Annotated in this window: 4 protein-coding genes; 3 read left to right on the top strand and 1 reads right to left on the bottom strand. The window is 59.1% G+C overall.

Annotated features, from left to right (window positions below; translation table 11 throughout):
* Positions 1-49: 49 nt before the first annotated feature.
* Positions 50-445, bottom strand: coding sequence for a hypothetical protein (locus A3754_RS23215; protein ID WP_063521471.1), 396 nt, complete (start codon positions 443-445; stop codon positions 50-52).
* A 98-nt stretch (positions 446-543) separates the two neighbouring features.
* Here A3754_RS23215 and A3754_RS23210 point away from each other — a divergent pair, with 98 nt between their 5' ends.
* From A3754_RS23210 to A3754_RS23200, 3 genes are all read left to right on the top strand, one after another.
* Positions 544-852, top strand: coding sequence for a GIY-YIG nuclease family protein (locus A3754_RS23210; RefSeq protein WP_063521470.1), 309 nt, complete (start codon positions 544-546; stop codon positions 850-852).
* Between the two features lie 40 nt (positions 853-892).
* Positions 893-1,522, top strand: a complete 630-nt coding sequence (locus A3754_RS23205; RefSeq protein WP_197468806.1) for a LemA family protein — start codon at positions 893-895, stop codon at positions 1,520-1,522.
* Positions 1,523-1,533: 11 nt separating this feature from the next.
* Positions 1,534-2,144, top strand: a 611-nt coding sequence (locus A3754_RS23200) for a YgcG family protein (protein ID WP_063521469.1), incomplete at its 3' end; no start/stop codon positions are given.

Below are 2,144 nucleotides of genomic sequence, written 5' to 3'. Positions count from 1 at the left end.
GGATAGCGCCAACCCTGCACAGAGTCACGGTTGGCGCGGGGGGTTATGGCTACTGCACAGCGGAATCTTTAGGCAGAACCATGCCGGTGCTTTGCAGCGGGCTACAGTTCTTGATGACCACTTTCCCTTCCAGCATGTTGCCACGGGAATATTCCCGGAAAATGCACTCGTTGGTTTCCGGGTTGTAGTTTTCGATCCACAGGTTGTCATCTTTCCAGGTGGCGCTGATGTGGTACTGCTCTTCGGGCACGGTGATATGCATGGTGCCGCCAAAGCGTTTTACGAAGACCTGCTGAAGCCAGAAGTAGTAGGCGATGGTGGCGGCCAGCCAGATGATCACAGCAATAATCAGCGCGGGCTTCCATTTTCCCAGCCGTACGCCCAGACCGAACAGCGTACCAATGACCAATGCTGCCACCAGGAACCAATAAAGATAGGTCACCATAATTGCATCCTTGTCGCTTGAGGTTTGTTGTAATGGCGCTTAAGTGCGCGCAGTGTCTCTGGCATCATACCAGCCATCGCAGGGGTGGGTGTAAAACCATGCAACAGTGGTGGGTGTATATGGTGGAGTGTGCGGACCGGTCATTGTATACCGGGATCAGCACCGAACCGGCACGCCGGTTTCACGAGCACAACACCAGCCCGAAAGGGGCGCGTTATACCCGGGCCCGCCGCCCGGTGCGCCCGGTGTTGCTACTGCCGGGGGGCGACAGGGCCTCCGCCAGTCAGCTGGAGGCACGGATAAAACGGTTAAGCCGCCGCGACAAACAACGGTTGCTGGCGGCCCTGCAAGCAGAAAAACGGCAGCGGCCGCTGTCGGTCTGGGTCGAGACGCTCAGAGAGCCGTGACGATTCTGACAACACAAACACCATCAAGGAGACCGGATCGATGACAAAGACACTGACCGCGCGGACGATGCCGCGCATGGCCACGGTGTGGCGCAGCGCCATGCTGGTATTGCTGGCAGGCTGGTTGAGCGGCTGTGGCATCAACAACATTCCTACCTATGACGAGCAGGTCAAAGCGGCCTGGTCCCAGGTGGAAAACCAGTACCAGCGCCGTGCCGACCTGATTCCCAACCTGGTCAACACGGTCAAGGGCTATGCCAGCCACGAGCAGGAAGTGCTGGTGGATGTCACCCAGGCCCGGGCCAAGGTGGGTTCCATCCAGGTGGATGGCAACATGCTCAATAATCCGGAAAAACTGAAGCAGTTCGAGCAGGCCCAGCGTCAACTGGGGTCCGCCCTGCAGCGGCTGATGGTGGTGGCAGAACGCTACCCGGATTTGAAGGCCAACCAGAACTTCCTGGCCCTGCAATCGCAGCTGGAAGGCACGGAAAATCGCATCAGTGTGGCGCGCCGGGATTACATCGCTGCGGTGCAGCAATACAACACGGAAATTCGCACCTTCCCCGGTCGCCTGTGGCACAGCTTCCTGTACAGCGACATGGAAACCCGCGAAACCTATGAAGCTACCGCCGAAGACGCGGACCAGGCTCCCTCCGTGAACTTTAACTAGGGCAGGGTTTAATGCGCTATTTTGCACTGATTGTTCTGCTGCTCAGCGCCTCGCTGTGGGCGGCGCCGGAGTTTCCGGCGCTGTCCGGCCGGGTGGTTGATGAAGCGGGGTTGCTGACCCCCGCCCAGACCCGGAGCCTCACCCAGGCCCTGGCCGCCGCAGAACAGAACACGTCCAATCAGCTGGTGGTGGTCACCCTGTCCGATTTGCAGGGCTACGACATTGCCGATTATGGCTATCAACTGGGCCGTGAATGGGGCATTGGTAGCAAAGAGAACGACAACGGTGTGCTGCTGATCGTCGCCCCCAATGATCGCAAGGTGCGCATCGAAGTGGGCTATGGCCTGGAAGGTGTCCTCACGGATGCGCTTTCCAGTGTTATCGTCCAGCAGGAAATCCTGCCGGCTTTTCGTCAAGGCCAGTTCTATGGCGGCATTCAGGCGGGGGTAACCAGCATCCAGGCAGCGATCAAGGGCGAATATCAAGGCGAACGCCAACCCCGTGACAAGCCCAGCGGCCTCAAGGCTCTGTTGATACTGATCGGCATGGTCGTGCTCACCTTCCTGCTCTCCTTTGGTGGCGGCGGTGGCCGTGGCGGTCGTCGTGGTGGTCTGATGTTCCT

The organism is Alcanivorax sp. HI0083, from assembly GCF_001635175.1.
The sequence above is the reverse complement of the archived record's forward strand: the minus strand, read 5'-3'. Positions and strand labels throughout refer to the sequence as shown.